The following is a 14,662-nucleotide window of genomic DNA, read 5'->3' as shown; positions in this document are numbered from 1 at the left end:
AAAGCGCAAAATGTGTGGATAACTGAGCTTTTTCAGGGTTCATGTTGAGAATATTTGAAAAAATTGTGGATAACTACAAAGTAGATCCTGGAAAGCTGGACTATTTGGTATTACGCAAAGGTCTTACTATATGCAATTTCACTTGATACTTTATATCAGATTTTTACGGAGCTCCATCGCTGGAATATCAAGCCGAAACATTGATGTTCTCAGCTGGATCTCAGGGCAGGACGCGGCAGACCCGGAAGCCGGAAGAATTCAAAGCGCTGGTGGGAGTGGTGTAGCTCCGGTGGGTTGTGGCGCAGTTTGCTGCCAGGGAACTGTATCCGCCGCCCCGGCGAACGCGGTAGCTGCCGCTTACAGGGCCATGGGGATTGGTTTGCGGAGTGGCGGGATAACTGGTGGCATGGATGTCCCAGACCCATTCGTAGGCGTTGCCGCTCATATCGTAAAGACCAATTTCATTGGAGGGTTTCTGGCCCACCGCATGAGTGGTGGCATCGGAGTTCGCGGCGTACCAGGCCACCTCCCCCACAATGTTGCTGCCGCTGTAAGTGTATCCCTGGCTTAGGTTTCCGCCCTTGGCCGCGAACATCCATTCCATCTCGGTGGGCAGACGGTAACCGGCGGCGGTCCAGTTACAGCTGATCTGGGTGTGGTTCGCCGCGGTGGTGTTCCAGCCAGCCGGCCAGTCATCCGGGTTCGTGCCGTAAGATCCGTAGCCGTAGCAGGGGGTGAGGCTTTCCAGAAGGCTGCGGCGGTTGCAGTATTCGACGGCTTTGAACCACGACACTTTTTCCACGGGGCGGCTGGGATCGCCAGTGAAGTTGGAGGGATTTTCACCCATCACATAGAGGTAGGAATCCTGAGTAACTTCATGCTTATCCAGGTAAAAGGTGCTGAGGGTCACCTCAGATGCGCCATTGGAGAAAGTTCCGCCGGTTATCTCCACGAAGTTTGGAGGCAGCTCAAGTTCAGAAAACGCGCTCACACAGTAGAAAGCGTGCAGTTGGGAAGCGTCCAGGGGCCAGCTCAGGCCGCTGGTTTCGCCCAGTACAGCCCAGTCCGGCCCTCCCGGCGGATAGGGCAGGTCGGCATGATAGATCCTGTAGCGGACAGCGTTGGCGCTGGGAGTCCAGGTCAGCAGGGCCGGTCCGCCCGCGGGAAAAGTGACCGTGGCCTGCACCGGAGCGATGATGCCGGACGTGATGGCGTAAACTTCGTTGGAGAGGCTGGAACTGCCGCTGGCGTTGTAGGCTTTCACCCGGTAATGGTAGGTGGTGTGGGAGGCCAGGTCCAGATCCTGGAAGGTGGTGGAGTTGGACGGCAAAATGGCGATCTGGGCCCAATTTTCCCCCTCTCCCGCTTTGCGCTGGACGATGAAGCCGGTTTCGTTGTCCGCCAGGTCGGTCCAGTTGAGGTCTATCCTGTAGTTGGAAACCAGCGTGGCGGAGAGGGCGAGGGGATGCACCGGCAGATCAATTTCCGGATGGATATTGAAGATCGCGGCATGCCCGCTGTAGTAGTAAACGCCGCCGGGATCGAGGTTGTCCAAAAGGTAGTGTCCGTCGTAATCGCCGCCCCAGCACCAGTTGACGTGGAACAAGTCCGGGTCCTGATAGCCGTCCAGGATGAAGAGATGCGAGACGGCTGTGTGCGCGGCGATGTAAACCACTGGCCGGAAAAGGTCCAGGTCCGCGGTTAGCATCGCTTTCCAGGTGGCATCGGTATAAGATACGCGATAGAGCAGGTTGGAGGAATTATAGCCGAAGTACTGGTCCAGTGCGACAGGAAAATTGTAGGTCATGAAGGTCGAGACGTCCGGGCCAAAGGTTGTGCCCAAGGCCACGGCGCTGTGGAAAAGCAAGTGCGGGATATCCGGATTGCCGGGAGGGCAGGCAGCCGGCATATTGTCCCAATTGTACGTGGCGGCGCTAAAATTGGCGGAGATGGTTCCGTAGAGGCCGCTCTGGTAGGTGCGGGAGCCAGTTCCGTGCTCCGGATAGGCCCAGTAGCGCATCACCTGGGCCATCGCCGCGGCTCCGCAACCCGCCCAGGCATGGCCTCCGGCCGGGCTGGAAGCGTCCTCCGGGCAAGCGGAGTTATAGGGATAATTCTGGTCCCAGGTGGTGTTTAACAAGGGTGGAACAGACCTGTTCGGGCGACCCGGAAGGGGCTCTGATAAAATCAGTTGCGCCCAGCTTTCCCGGTTGGCGGGCTGGATAATTTGCTTCGCTTTCACAGCCAAAATCTGCTCAGAGCAGGCATCCAGCCACTGCGCCACCGCGGGGGAGGTCACGGGCTGGGTAAAACTGCCGGTTTCGCTGCAGGCCAGGATGGGAGGGCATTCGGTATCGGCGGAGAGAAGCACGAAGCCCCCGTCCCGAGAGTTGAGTATGTAGATCAGAGCCTGCCCGTCACGCTCCACGACATGGGAACTGCCTACGAGCAAGCCTGACCGCTGAGGCTGCTGGGCGCGCCACCAAGTTTGGGCGGCGGTACCAGCTTCGGCCAGCGATACAGGAGCTGCCGCGAGAACCGAGACGCTCAGAATCAACATGATCAACAGGCATCCGCGTGGAGGCATGTGCTATCCTTTTCAATCCCGTCCGGCGAACAAGTGACGCCGCCGGCAGATCTGGAAAATTTTAATTGACGCCAAGCTATCCTGGTGGTATCAGCCTGTCAATTGTTTTTTCCCAAAATGGTGGCCGCAATGGTCACGGGTGGTTGCACCAAGTTAGACCAAACTAGCCAAAAACTGAGTGTTTGATACCCATCTTGGTTGCCTGCCAGTGCAGGCATCACAAGCCACCAAGGATCGTAACAGTATGCACCTTAAAGAATTGAGACATAAACACTTCCGCCATGTTTCAAACAAACGAGTGGCAAATATAATTGGTGAACAACCTATGACTAGGAAACATAGATAAAATAAATGTATTTTGTCGCGCGGCGAAATATTGCTTGACAGGATGCGGAGCCTGGCTATGGTGGGCTTCAGCATAAATAAAGCGTACAGGAGGATGCCATGAGAAAACTTGTGGTTATCACATTGTTAGCGGTCCTCGCCCTGATGGGGACCAGTATTCTCAGCGCCGGGGTCTCTCCCGATTCAAGGGATTATGATGCCTGGAAACAGCAACAAGTTTACACTCCCGAGGTTGCGGTGCAACCCAACCAACCTTCACAACCATTTTCCATTGTCAAAAACGACGCGAAAGACGTCTGCGACCTTTTGGTCCCGTGGGACAGCACATTCACTCTGGCCATGGCCCCCAACGACGATGGCTCGACTGGCCAAATCACCCTGCCTTTCACATTCACTCTTTACGGAACCCCTTACAACTATTGCTGGGTGAACAACAACGGCAACGTGACCTTCGACTACGGCCTGTCCAGCTATACCCCCTGGGGTTTCCCCAGCGGGGACAATCCCATGCTGGCGCCCTTCTTTGCCGACGTGGACACCCGCGGAACCGGTTCTGTCTGGTACAAGATCGAAGCGAACCGGATGATCGTGATCTGGGACCATGTTGGTTATTTTTCCTATGGTGTCGACAAGCTTAACACCTTTGAACTGATCTTCAGCGATGGCACCGATCCCCTGATCGGCCTGGGCAACAACGTGGCCTTCAGCTATGCCGACATGGCCTGGACCACAGGCTCTGCTTCCGGCGGCGTGGATGGTTTTGGCGGTTCGCCTGCCACAGTTGGGATCAACAAGGGCGACAACATCGAGTATGCCCAGATCGGTCGTTTCGACCATGCCGGAATTGATTACGACGGCCCCTACAACAACAACGACGGTGTGGACTGGCTGGACTGCCAGCTCTTCCTTTTCAACACCGGCGGCGAAGCTGCCAACGTGGCCCCCGTCTTTGTTACAACCCCTCCCTCACCGGTGGAACTGACCGTGGGTGACGTCTGGAGCTTTGACGTGACGGTGATCGCGCCCGAAACCGCACAATTGACCAATGCAACGATCAGCCACGATTTCCCGATGAGCTATACCATCACCCCAGCCAACACCCTGACCTTCACTCTGGGCTGCACTGCCACTGCCGCCGACATAGGAGTTCATCTGGTAACCATCATCGCCACCGACGACGGCACCCCCCCGCTGTCCTCCTCTTACGAGTTCGAGATCATCATTAGCGAAGACGGCTACACGCCCGTGGAGCTGAGCGGTTTCACCGCCACCCTCTCCGCCACCAACGATGTGCAGATCAGCTGGACCTCCCAGTCCGAGACGAACCTGATGGGCTACCGTGTCTATCGCAACGAAAGCGCTGACCAGACCGGCTCCCTTCTGATCACACCTGTACTGATTCCCGCCACCAACACCAGCGAGCAGCACAGCTACAGCGTGAGCGACCCCGAAGTTGAGATCGGCCACAGCTACTATTATTGGTTGGAAAGCGTGGATTCTTTCACCAGCCAGTTCTTCGGACCCGTTAGCATAACCGTTCAGGGTGATGTGCCTCCCGTGAATCCCGAAACCAGCGCCTTGAAAAACGCCTATCCCAACCCCTTCAAAGCCAGCGGCAGCACCAGCATCGGGCTGGACGTCAAAGCCGGCGAGACCGGAACCCTGACCATCCTCAACCTCGCGGGCCAGGTGGTGAGAAGCTACAGCGTTGGCGAAGGCAGCCACACCATCAACTGGAACGGCACCGATGCCAACGGCAAAGCCTGCAGCAGCGGAGTCTATTTCTACAAACTCAGCACCCCTTCCCTCAACCAGACCCGGAAGATGGTGATCCTGAAATAAACTGAAAACATCAGATAAGCCAAAGCCCCGGACTGCTCCGGGGCTTTTTTGATATCAGGCTTTTTCCTGAAACCGGCTCGCGTGACGGGGCAAGCCGGGCTCGGGCTTTAGAACATGTATCCCACGCTGATGGTCCAGCAGGTGTTGGAAATGGGAGGACGTTTGGCACTGCTGAGCAGGTCGGTCATGCCCAGATAGTAGCGCAGGCCCAGGAAGTAGTCTTCGGTATAGATGAGGTCGGCGCCGAGGTTGAAGCCGGCGTTGAGTTTGTTCACACTTTCGTGGAAGAGAGGATTGTAGGTGGAGGTGGCTTTGATGGCATAGCCCATTTCCGGCGCGATCAACGGCTGCAGGTAGAGGTCCTGGACGCCGGGGATCAGCACGTTCAGTTTTAGCAGCACCGGCAGGGCAATGTAGTCGATGGTGACCACGTCGTCAACGTTAGCGCCGGTGCCTTTTTGAGTGTAGAGCAATTCCGGCTGGATGATGAGCGGCGAATCTGTCTTGAGCTGGATGAAGCCACCGATGTGCAGGCCCAGGGCGCTGCGGGTGTCGATGCTGCCGTCTAAGCTGAGCTCCAGCTTGGAAACGTTGAGGCCGGACCGCAGTCCATAAATCAGCTTGGCCTGAGCCACGCCAGCGAGCAGCAGCAGCGCAGCCAAAACGATCAATACTTTTTTCATGGTCTTCTCCCTGTATGCGTTTGGGAACTTCCGGAGTTCCGAAACATCTGCAAACAACTGTCAGGCGGATATGTTTTTGGTCAAGGATTTTCCCGCTTCCCGCCCAAACCTTTCCGCCCCGGCTGAGATTTCGCTTGACGTCTGAACGCTTTGCCACTCGAATGAAACCATTGATAGCTAAACTGAGAATCTACCAAAAGAGGTGGCAAATGCAGATATCGGAATTGCTGGCCCGGCTGGAAACCAAGGCGCCGGCTTCCCTGGCCTTGGAATGGGACAACGTAGGCCTGCTGCTGGGGGATGCGACAAGAAGTTTTCAGAAAGCCCTGATAACCCTGGATGTCACTCCCAACGCGGTGCACAAAGCTTTGGAGATCGGGGCGGACCTGATCCTGTCCCACCATCCGCTGATCTTCCGGCCCCTCAAGCGCTTCAGCGATCCTTTGCTGCTCAAGCTGGCCGAACACAGGATCGCCGTGATCTGCCTGCACACCAATCTGGATGTGGCGGCGGATGGCGTGAACCAGGCCCTGGCAGAGAAACTGGGATTGCAGGTTACGGAATTGCTCAGCAGCGAACAGGGAGGCAAGTGGTATCATCTTTCCGTAACCGTGCCGATCGGGCACACGAACAAGGTGGCGGAGGCGGTGTTCGCGGCTGGAGGCGGCAGGATCGGCAACTACAGATCCTGTTCGGCCCGCCACCATGTAACCGGCACCTTTGAAGCCGGCGAGAGCGCCAAACCCTTCATCCCCGGTGTCTTGGGCCAGACCCGGACCACCGTCTCGGAGGAAGAGCTGGAGTTCATGGTGAACGAGGCCTCTCTGCGCAACGTGCTCGCGGCCGTAAAAAACAGCCATCCCTACGAGACCCCGCTGGTTTACTGGTTTCCGGTGGCCAGCCCCGATCCCGGCCACGGCCTGGGTTTGATCGGCAAACTGCCGTCCAGCCTGAGTTTGAGCGAGATCACCAAACTGGTCTCAGAGCGCTTGCGCTGTCCGCGGCCGCGTCTGTGGACCGCGGGAGTGGAGCCCGGATCCAGGATCAGCCGGATCGCCGTCTGCGGCGGGGCCGGGGCCTCCGTGCTGCCAAACGCTGAGGGCCGCGCGGAGCTGTTCATCAGCGGCGACCTGGGCTATCACGTGCTGCTGGAATCGGGCATTCCAGTGATCGACGCCGGGCATTTCTTCACCGAATATCCCGTGCTGGAAACGCTGCGGCGCTGGCTGGTCGGCTGGGACCTGCCCTGTGAGGTCCTGCCCCTGGAAGAGCACGAATACTGGCGGCAGCTGCTGGAGCCCGCGACGATCCCCACAGCAGAATGAGTTTGCGGGAGTTGAAGATGCGCGGAATTATATTGCCAATGCTGATCCTGGCCTTGCTCTGGGGCTGCGCCTCAAACCCAGAGCCGCTTTGGGAGGAAGAGATATCTTCCGAGGTCACGATTGCAGACGAGTACACGCCCGAGGTGATCGATCCCCAAGACTGGAACCGGTTTTACATCGCGGTATTCAACGAGGAGGATGAAACCATCAACTCTTTCCTGAGCCAGGGTTTCGATATCGGACTCTGGCAGGAGGAATTGGCCGAACTCCTCTATTTCGAGATCTACCACAGCGTGCAAGGCTTCGAAAGCCGCTACCTCGAGGGGCCGCTCGATCCCGAAACCCAGGCCTACTATGACGAACTCGAGCAGCAGCTGATCCGGCTCTGCCAGCGGCTGAAAGAACTCGGGCTGAAACCTGGCAACACCGGGGACCTGATCGCCGCTGCTACTTTCCGGGAATTTCCCGCTTTGGTGAAGTGGCTGGAAACGCAATTCTGATTCGAAAACATTAAGGAAACAATACATTTGGGAGCATATGATGAGCGACTACAACAGGGATGACAGCACGGGCAACCTGAGCACCATTTCCAATCAGGAACTCACGCGGCTTTATGAACTCTACGACGTGGGCAGCGTGGATTTCACAGCAATCCGGGCGGAAATGGTCCGGCGCGGCTTCCGGTTTCAGGACACCCCTGTCCGCGAAGCCGGCCAGGAGGCTGAACAAACCTCCCGAGTCTGGAGCGGCCGCGGCGCGAAACTGAGCTATGCCAAAGGCTGGAGTCTGTTTTGGGAGATCCTGTTCCTGGTGCTGGGCCTGGCCTTCTTTATGGCCATGATGGACGCGTCTGAGTGGGAACCAGATCTGATCATCAGCCTCTATCTTGGTTTTGGGGTGTCCATGATCATCAGCCTGGGGGCTTTGATCAGCGGAGCCAGAAACCTTGCCAACCACAAATCCGGATCACCCGAAGCGGTCCGGAGCGGCCTCTTGCAGATCATCCTGGGTGTGATCTGGGCTTTGCTGGGAACGGCGGTCCTCGTCATCGGAGTGATAGAACTGCTCTCCTTGCTGGAGTGGAACGTGGAAGAGATACCCTACCTGATCGTAACCCTGATCACAGTGGCCATGGTCTGCGCGGCTTTTTCCATCACCCTGATCACCCTGGGCAGGGAGATGGGATCGACCGGCTGATCCACAAGACCACGTATTCAAACAGGGCATCAGAAAAGTTTGGAGGAAGCCATCTTCCCAGGCTGAGGCAACTTAATCCTTGACACCATCACCGGCTGCAAAATCGTGGCTTTCTGTACAAAAATCTGTAAAGGAGAATCGATGAAAACCCTCACTCCGAAGCCCGACGACATCAAGCGCGCCTGGTATGTGGTCGACGCCACGGATCTGCCTTTGGGACGTCTTTCCACGCGGGTGGCCTCCATCCTCTGCGGCAAGAACAAGCCCTACTACGTGCGCAATATCGACACCGGCGATTACGTGATCGTGATCAACGCCGACAAGGTGCGCGTGACCGGCCTGAAAAGCCTGCAGAAGATCTACAAGACCTACAGCGGCTATCCCAGCGGACTCAAGGAGATCCCGTATCAAAAAATGCTTGAAAAGCATCCCACCCAGATCATCGAGCACGCCGTGCGCGGCATGATGCCCAAGACCGTTCTGGGAGATGCCATGTTCAAGAAACTCAAAGTCTACACCGGAACAGAGCATCCCCACGAAGCCCAAAAACCGGTGGAACTCAACCTCAAGGAGAAATGAGCATGCAAACTTATGATGCAGTTGGCAGAAGGAAAAACGCCGTGGCCCGCGTCCGGATCGCACCCGGAACCGGCAAGCGCATCATCAACAAGGTGCAGATGAAGAAATACCTGCAGCGCGAAACACTGGAAATGGTTGTGGAACAGCCTCTCCAGGAGCTTGGCATGAGCGAGAATTTCGACGTTTATGTCAATGTCTCCGGCGGTGGCCTCAGCGGCCAGGCCGGCGCCATTCGCCACGGTATTTCCCGCGCCCTGATCGAGTATGATGAAAAATTCCGTCCCGCCCTCAAAGCCCGCGGCTTCCTCACTCGCGATCCCCGCATGGTGGAGCGCAAAAAGAGCGGAAGGCCGAAAGCCAGAAAGAGATTCCAGTTCTCCAAACGTTGATCCGGGTTTTGGGGAGGAAGCCCCTCCCCTGCCGGGCCAGATGAACCACCTGAACCATTCACCCAAAAAACCGCGCCGGGAGTTGCAAGGCGGTGGGGAGCTTGCTCCTCTGAATTGTGTAGATCCCGGTCCGGAAAAGCAACCGTAAGATATACAAGGAGTATCAATGTCCGTAGTTTCAATGAAACAACTACTGGAAGCGGGAGTCCACTTCGGCCATCAGACCTTCAAGTGGAACCCGAAGATGAAGAAGTACATCTTCATCAAGCGCAACGGTATTCACATCATTGACCTCAAGCAGACCGTTGACGCGATCAATGAGGCCTACCAATTTTTGAAGGAAATTGCCAACCGCCAGGAGTACATCCTCTTCGTGGGCACCAAAAAACAGGCCCAGGCTGCCATCCGGGAAGCCGCTGAAAAATCAGGCGTCTTCTACGTGAACCAGCGCTGGTACGGCGGCATGCTCACAAACATGGCCACCATCCGCAAAAGCATCGAAAAGATGAAATACTACGAGGATATCGTGGCCGATGGCACCATCAACAACTACACCAAGCTCGAGCAGCAAAAGATGAAACGCATGCACGACAAGATCGAATTCTCCCTGGGCGGGATCCGTGATATGGACGCCGTTCCCGGGGCCATCTTCATCGTTGACACCGGCCATGAAGAGATCGCCGTGCACGAAGCGCGAATCCTGGGTGTGCCCATCATTGCCATGGTGGACACCAACTGTGATCCCGACCTGATCGACTATGTGATCCCCTCGAACGATGACGCCACCCGCGCCATTCAGCTGATCTCAGATGTGATGGCCAACGCCGTGCTCGAAGGCAAGAACATCGCCACCGAAGGAGCCGACACCCAGGAAGAGGCACCGGCCGAATACATCCCCGAAACCGTGGAGATCGCCGCCGCGCCAGTTCAGTCTGAAGAGCCCGCAGAGCAATCTGGGGAAGAAACTGCAGCCGAAGCCCCCGCGGAAGAGGAAAAATAACCCACATTCACGAGCGGGGAGGGTTTCCGCCCTCCCTGCTCCAATAAACCACCAAGGAGTTTTTAAATGATAGAAGTCACCGCCAAAATGGTAAAAGAACTGCGCGACAGAACGGGCGTGGGCATGATGGAATGCCGCAAGGCCCTGCTCGAGTCCAACGGCGACGTCGATGCCGCCATCAAATTCCTGCGCGAGCGCGGAATTTCCAAAGCCGAGGGCAAGGCCCTCCGCGAGACCAAGGAAGGGATCATCTTTTCCTATATCCACTTCAACGGCAGGCTGGGCGTGCTGCTGGAGCTGAACTGCGAAAGCGATTTCGTGGCCCGCACCGACGAGTTCAAGCAGCTCGCCGAAGAGCTGGCCCTGCAGATCGCCGCCACCAATCCCCTGGCCATTTCCGCCGATCAGATCGATCCTGAAGTGATCGCCAAAGAGCGCGAGATCGCCCGCAACAAGGCCCTCAACGACGGCAAGAAACCCGAGATCGTGGATATGATCGTGGAAGGCAGCATCAAAAAGTACTGCTCCGAGCATTCCCTGCTGGAACAGGAACTGGTGAACGAAACCGGCCGCACCGTGAAAGACATGCTCACCGAGGCCATCGCCCGCACCGGCGAAAACATCCAGATCGCCCGCTTCACGCGCTTCGCCTTGGGTGGAGAATAAGCCTTCGCGCTTGCGCCTGGTGCTTTTGCCATGACCTACCAACCGGAAAAGATCCACCGCCTGCTGCTGAAGATCAGCGGTGAAGTGCTCGCCGGACCCCGGGGATTTGGCTACGACGACGCCGTGATCGATGCCCTCACCGACGAGATCATCGAAGCCCGGCGCCTTGGCTACAGCATCGCCATCGTTTTGGGCGGGGGAAACATCTTCCGCGGCGGAAGCTGGGCCAATCAGAGCCTCAACCGCGTTACCCTCGACCATATCGGCATGCTCGCCACCGTGCAGAATTCCCTCTATCTGGCCGAGATCCTTAACCGCAAGAACTATGCCGCCCAGGTCTTCACCAGCTTCAGCATGGACAGCGTGGCCAAGCATTACACGCCCCGGCGCGCCTTTCAGGCCATGGAAGCCGGCAATATCTGCCTCCTCAGCGGTGGGACGGGAAACCCGTTTTTCACCACCGACACCGCGGCCATCCTGCGCGCCTGCGAGCTCAAGCTGGATATCGTCTTCAAGGGCACCAAAGTCGACGGCCTCTACAGCGCCGATCCCCAGATCGACCCCCAGGCCGAATTCATCGCCGACGCCACTTACGACCAGTGTCTGGAACAGAAACTGGGCGTGATGGACATGACCGCCTTTTCCCTCGCCCGCGCCAACGCGCTGCCGATCAAGATCTTCAACATCGGCAAGCCCGGCGGGCTCTGCCAGGCCATTTCCAGCCCCGGCCACGGCACCTATATCCATCCCTGACAGGCCGCGCCTGCAAGAGGTAAATATGGAACAACTCAAAAACCAATCCCAGGAAAAAATGCAGAAGTCCTTCGACGCCTTGCTGCATCAATTCTCCAGGGTTCGCACCGGACGCGCCAGCGCCTCCATCCTCGATGATGTGCGCATCAACTATTACGGCAGCCCCACCCCGGTGAAACAACTCTGCAACATCTCCATCCCGGAGCCCCGCACCATCGTGGTGCAGCCCTGGGACAAAACCACCCTCGCCGACATCGAAAAGGCCATCCTCGCCGCCAACCTGGGCATCACCCCGGAAAATGACGGCAATGTGATCCGCCTGCCTTTCCAGCCCCTCACCGAGGAAAAACGGCGCGACATCGTGAAGAACCTCAAAAAACTTGCCGAAGACGCTCGCGTGGCCATCCGCAACATCCGCCGCGAAGCCAACGACCAGGCCAAAAAAATGGAAAAGGACCACGAGATCAGCGAAGACGAACAAAAAAAACTCCTCAAGGAGATCCAGGATCTCACCGACGACTGGGTGAAGAAGATCGACGAAGTGGAGAAAAGCAAGGAAAAAGAGATCATGGAAGTCTGATAAAGACATCCATCTCAATATGATACGCGTCCGGCAGCCTGGCTGCCGGATTTTTTTGCTGCGCTCCGGCCCAGATTGCCAACTCTCTGTCGTTGTCCGAATCGCTATTGCATTCGGGGTGGAAAAGAGGCTCTCATTCAAACCGAATGGGTCTTCCGGTGGCATCCAGACCGGAGGGCGACAGAATGATAGCGAGGGTGTGGAGGCGCGGCTTCAGCCGCGACGGGACCCCTCGTACACCGTGCATATCAGACCTGATTTTCCAGGCCACCACCCCACCCCCTCGTTTTGAAAGAGAGTCAAAAAAGAGCCTCCGGGTTGCGGAGGCTCTGCTTGAATAGGCTCTAAAGTCAGTTTATTTCATCATTCCGGGGATGGTCTCGTTGATCAGTTTGTCCATGCGGGCGTTCAGATCGGTGATAATGGTGGTCTGCTCTTCGGTGACGGCGGTCAGGTCCATGGTCTGCATGGCTTCCATCAGGGGGGTCTTGGCAGCCACGAAAGCGTCGAGGTCGGCCTGGGTCATTTTGGCGCCGGCAGCGGCTTTGGCTTCCCATTCTTCCACCAGGGTCTTGACCTTGCCGGTCCAGTCGTCGATCGGGTTCACGGTTTCTTCAGTTACAACTTCGGTGGTGTCGGCCACAACTTCGTCCTCTTTGGCGGTGTTGCAGGCGGTGGCGAACAAGGCCACCAGAGCCAGCAGGATCAGAAAATACTTGGTTGCTTTCATCGTTATCTCCTTTGATGTGATGAGTTTGGGTTTGTTAATCTTTCACTTCATGCATAATATTGCAGCATTGGATTTGCCTTGCCCATTGTTGTCAAGCAATATCTTTCCGGTGCATCTCCGGAAGCATTTTCAGGAGACTAGCCACGCCAGCTATTTTTCCCACCTGAAACCCGACTGGCTCCCAATATCAATACGGTATCAATACGGAATCAATACGGATTTCATCCGTATTGATTCCGTATTGATACCGTATTGATACTTGGGACGACGCGGGTTTTCAATAAAAAGATTGACGGAAAGGCCGCGATTGGGAGTATTGTTTGTATCAAGACATGGAGGTCCCGATGATCAAGATTAGAACGCTGCTGCTGATGCTCCTGGTGCTGAGCCTGGGATTTGGCTGCGCCTGCAACAAGAAGAAAGCCGACCCCGCGCCGGTGAGCGACGAAGTGAACACCAGCCTGGGCGCGCAAAACAACGCTTTTGCCTTCAATCTTTACACCCTGGCCGACGAGCCCGGGAAAAACCTGTTTTATTCACCCCACAGCATCACTTCCGCGCTGTCTATGGTGTACGGCGGCGCCCAAGGCAACACGGCGGATCAAATGGCCAAAGCCTTGAGTTTCGATCTGCCCGCGGAAGAGCAACACCAGGCCTATCTCGCCCTGCAACAGTCTCTGAACGCCATCGGAGCCGAGGGCAAGGCCGAGCTGAATGTGGCCAATGCCCTCTTTGGTTCCACCAGCAACGAAAAGCTGATCGAAAAGGATTATCTGAAACTGCTGCGCGAAAGCTACCTGAGCGACCTTTACAGCCTGGATTTCACTGATTTCAGCGGCACTGCGAAGTTCATCAACACCTGGGTGGAGGAAAAGACCAAAAACCGGATCAAGGACCTGGTGACCGAAGACCACATCCGCGACAGCAACGAAGGCCTGGTGCTGGTGAACGCCATCTATTTCAAAGGCAGCTGGCTCAATGAGTTCGAGCCCAAACTCACCATGAAGGACAAGTTCTTTGTCTCCTCAACCGAGCGCACCGAAGAAAACAGCCGGCCCGTGGAAATGATGACCGCCCGCGGGGAATACCGCTACGCGCAGATGGATGGGCTGCAGCTGCTGGAACTGCCCTATGCCGAGGAAGAGCTGGCCATGCTGTTCGTGCTGCCGGATGAGATAGACGCCATGGGCAAACATCTGACTCCCAAGAACTTCAGCGCCTGGAACGAAGCCCTTGCCCCGCAGGAAGTGAAGGTCTTCATCCCAAAATTCAAGTTTGAACTCACGCTGGAAGGCCTTTCCGACATGCTGAAAAAGATGGGTATGACCGACGCCTTCAACCCCAATCTGGCCAACTTCAACGGCATCATTCCAGATGACACGGGCCGCGGGCTCTTCATCCTGGACGTGATCCACAAAGCCTTTGTGGAAGTGAACGAGGAAGGCACCGAAGCGGCAGCCGCCACCGGCGTGGTGATGGCCACCAAAGCCGCTCCCGGACCGGACGCGACCCCGATCTTCCGAGCTGACAAGCCTTTTGTTTACCTGCTGGTGCACAAACCCTCTGGCACCGTGCTCTTTATGGGTAAAATGAACGAACCTCCGAAGATGTAACTTATTCTTGTCCAATACATTGGCCCACAGTAACGCGCCTCAGACGGGGCGCGTTTTTTCTTTGCTCTTTCGAAATAAAAGTAAGGCTCTCTTTCAAACCGAGTGGGTGGAGAGATCGGCTGGATACTGACTTTTTTACCGCCCTCTCCCGCTCCGTCATTCCGGGCGGTGAAGCTGGAGTCGAGCGAGCCAGCGAGCATAGTCTCCAGCAGCACCGGACCCGGAATCCAGACCTTCCGGGTAATGCCTCATACCATTTCGCTTGCATAATTCCAAATATAGGTTATTGTATCTCCAGTTTCAGTTCACTGGAGGTACAGATGAGACAGATCCAAGTAAGTGACAAGATGCCGGCAGAAGAGCTCAAGCGCCG

The 14,662-nt window shown here is 56.5% G+C and carries 14 protein-coding genes; 11 read left to right on the top strand and 3 right to left on the bottom strand.

Features of this window, described 5'->3' with window-relative positions; all coding sequences use genetic code 11:
* Positions 1 to 220 precede the first annotated feature (220 nt).
* Positions 221 to 2,560 (bottom strand): C10 family peptidase, encoded by a 2,340-nt coding sequence (locus LHW45_10135; GenBank protein ID MCB5285929.1) that lies wholly within the window; start codon positions 2,558 to 2,560, stop codon positions 221 to 223.
* 471 nt (positions 2,561 to 3,031) lie between these two features.
* On the opposite strand from LHW45_10135, the gene LHW45_10130 reads away from it, so the two are divergent.
* On the top strand, positions 3,032 to 4,774 hold the full coding sequence (locus LHW45_10130) for a T9SS type A sorting domain-containing protein (protein ID MCB5285928.1): 1,743 nt from the start codon (positions 3,032 to 3,034) through the stop codon (positions 4,772 to 4,774).
* Positions 4,775 to 4,881: 107 nt separating this feature from the next.
* Here the strand turns inward: LHW45_10130 and LHW45_10125 are convergent, their stop codons facing one another.
* On the bottom strand, positions 4,882 to 5,457 hold the full coding sequence (locus tag LHW45_10125) for a PorT family protein (protein ID MCB5285927.1): 576 nt from the start codon (positions 5,455 to 5,457) through the stop codon (positions 4,882 to 4,884).
* 209 nt (positions 5,458 to 5,666) lie between these two features.
* Here LHW45_10125 and LHW45_10120 point away from each other — a divergent pair, with 209 nt between their 5' ends.
* The 9 genes from LHW45_10120 to frr all read left to right on the top strand — a co-directional run bounded on the left by LHW45_10120 (position 5,667) and on the right by frr (position 11,946).
* Positions 5,667 to 6,782, top strand: coding sequence for a Nif3-like dinuclear metal center hexameric protein (locus LHW45_10120; GenBank protein ID MCB5285926.1), 1,116 nt, complete (start codon positions 5,667 to 5,669; stop codon positions 6,780 to 6,782).
* A gap of 17 nt (positions 6,783 to 6,799) precedes the next feature.
* Complete coding sequence (locus tag LHW45_10115; GenBank protein MCB5285925.1) at positions 6,800 to 7,282, top strand: hypothetical protein; 483 nt, start codon at positions 6,800 to 6,802, stop codon at positions 7,280 to 7,282.
* A 40-nt stretch (positions 7,283 to 7,322) separates the two neighbouring features.
* Positions 7,323 to 7,979: a hypothetical protein gene (locus LHW45_10110; GenBank protein MCB5285924.1), complete on the top strand. Its 657-nt coding sequence runs from the start codon at positions 7,323 to 7,325 to the stop codon at positions 7,977 to 7,979.
* Positions 7,980 to 8,120: 141 nt separating this feature from the next.
* Entirely contained in the window at positions 8,121 to 8,558 is a 438-nt protein-coding gene (gene rplM, locus LHW45_10105) for a 50S ribosomal protein L13 (protein ID MCB5285923.1), read from the top strand.
* Positions 8,555 to 8,947, top strand: a complete 393-nt coding sequence (rpsI, locus tag LHW45_10100) for a 30S ribosomal protein S9 (protein MCB5285922.1) — start codon at positions 8,555 to 8,557, stop codon at positions 8,945 to 8,947. The genes rplM and rpsI overlap by 4 nt, the downstream gene beginning before the upstream one ends.
* 166 nt (positions 8,948 to 9,113) lie before the next feature.
* Positions 9,114 to 9,947: a 30S ribosomal protein S2 gene (rpsB, locus tag LHW45_10095; GenBank protein ID MCB5285921.1), complete on the top strand. Its 834-nt coding sequence runs from the start codon at positions 9,114 to 9,116 to the stop codon at positions 9,945 to 9,947.
* 66 nt (positions 9,948 to 10,013) lie between these two features.
* Complete coding sequence (gene tsf / locus LHW45_10090; GenBank protein MCB5285920.1) at positions 10,014 to 10,613, top strand: translation elongation factor Ts; 600 nt, start codon at positions 10,014 to 10,016, stop codon at positions 10,611 to 10,613.
* Positions 10,614 to 10,643: 30 nt separating this feature from the next.
* Positions 10,644 to 11,366 carry a UMP kinase gene (gene pyrH, locus LHW45_10085; protein MCB5285919.1) on the top strand — a complete coding sequence of 241 codons (723 nt, stop codon included), beginning with the start codon at positions 10,644 to 10,646 and terminating at the stop codon, positions 11,364 to 11,366.
* A 25-nt stretch (positions 11,367 to 11,391) separates the two neighbouring features.
* Entirely contained in the window at positions 11,392 to 11,946 is a 555-nt protein-coding gene (gene frr, locus LHW45_10080; protein MCB5285918.1) for a ribosome recycling factor, read from the top strand.
* 355 nt (positions 11,947 to 12,301) lie between these two features.
* Here frr and LHW45_10075 read toward each other — a convergent pair whose 3' ends face one another.
* On the bottom strand, positions 12,302 to 12,676 hold the full coding sequence (locus tag LHW45_10075; GenBank protein ID MCB5285917.1) for a hypothetical protein: 375 nt from the start codon (positions 12,674 to 12,676) through the stop codon (positions 12,302 to 12,304).
* Positions 12,677 to 13,020: 344 nt separating this feature from the next.
* On the opposite strand from LHW45_10075, the gene LHW45_10070 reads away from it, so the two are divergent.
* Complete coding sequence (locus LHW45_10070; GenBank protein MCB5285916.1) at positions 13,021 to 14,289, top strand: serpin family protein; 1,269 nt, start codon at positions 13,021 to 13,023, stop codon at positions 14,287 to 14,289.
* The last annotated feature ends 373 nt before the right edge of the window (positions 14,290 to 14,662 follow it).

The sequence above is a fragment of the Candidatus Cloacimonadota bacterium genome, assembly GCA_020532085.1.
In the GTDB taxonomy this organism is placed as follows: Bacteria; Cloacimonadota; Cloacimonadia; order Cloacimonadales; family Cloacimonadaceae; genus Syntrophosphaera.
This window is presented reverse-complemented; position numbering and strand designations above follow the sequence as displayed.